The sequence below is a fragment of the Brachyspira pilosicoli genome (assembly GCF_019402445.1).
Taxonomy (GTDB): Bacteria; Spirochaetota; Brachyspiria; order Brachyspirales; family Brachyspiraceae; genus Brachyspira; species Brachyspira pilosicoli_B.
In genome coordinates, this window is the sequence record NZ_SRZM01000368.1 from 1 (window position 1) to 1117 (window position 1117).

1 protein-coding gene is annotated in these 1117 nt (G+C 27.6%); it reads left to right on the forward strand.

The features are described 5' to 3' along the window. The first annotated feature begins 2 nt into the window (after positions 1-2). Positions 3-788 carry an amino acid ABC transporter substrate-binding protein gene (locus E6A48_RS10820; RefSeq protein WP_308461608.1) on the forward strand — a complete coding sequence of 262 codons (786 nt, stop codon included), beginning with the start codon at positions 3-5 and terminating at the stop codon, positions 786-788. Positions 789-1117 lie beyond the last annotated feature (329 nt).

A 1117-nucleotide genomic window follows, 5' to 3' on the forward strand; every position in this document is an offset into this window, starting at 1 on the left:
TTATATTTATTTTTGCTATATCTTGCTCAACAAAAACAGATAATGCCGCACAAACATCTTCTGCATCAGATAATTCTCTACAAAAAGTAAAAGAAAGCGGAAAACTTGTATTAGGTTTAGATGACACTTTTGCCCCTATGGGTTTTAGAGATGAAGCTGGAAATGTAGTTGGTTTTGATATAGATTTAGCTCAAGAAGTTGCTAATCGTTTGGGAGTAAAATTAGAAGTTAAGCCTATAGATTGGGCAAGCGGTATATTAAGCTTAAACAAGGGTGACGTTGATATGTTATGGAATGGTTTTACAATAAATGAAACTAGAAAAGAGCAAATTAATTTCTCTAAGCCATATCTTAATAACAGACTTATAATAGTAAAATCTTCTGATAGAAAAGACATTAACAGTAAAGAAGACTTAAAAGGAAAAGTTTTAGGAGTACAAGTTGGAAGCAATCAGGAAGCATTAGAAGCTGACCCTATAAGCAAAGAGGCTAAAGAGGTTAGACCTTATGATGTTAATGTTAATGCTTTCTTAGATTTACAAGCTAAGAGAATAGATGTTGTTGTAATAGATGAAGTTGCAGCACGTTATTATATAGCTGAAGAGAATGTTAATTTTGAGGTTGTAGAAAATAGCCCATTAACTGAAGAACTTTATGGTATAGGTTTTAGAAAAGATGATGTAGAATTATTAAATGCTGTTGACAAAGCTTTAGATGATATGAGAGCTGATGGAAAAGCAGCAGAGATTTCTACTAAATGGTTTGGTAAAGACATAGTTGTAAAATAACAAAAAATTAATGGGGGCTAAAAAACAATATAAAGCCTCCATTAAACAAATAATAATAAATAATTCAAAAAAATAGGAGATTAAAAATGAATAACATCAAATGCTTTTTCAAAGTTCAATTCTTAAAACAATATTCTCCTAAACATCATCATCATTAATAATTTCTTTTTATTATATAAACTTATATAAACATCAATTTTAAAACATTATTATATTTTAAGAAAAAATTTATTTAAAAATTATAATTTAAAAATTTAAAAAACAGGAGAAAACTATGAAACGTATAATAACTTTATTCTTTATATTTATTTTTGCTATATCTTGCTCAA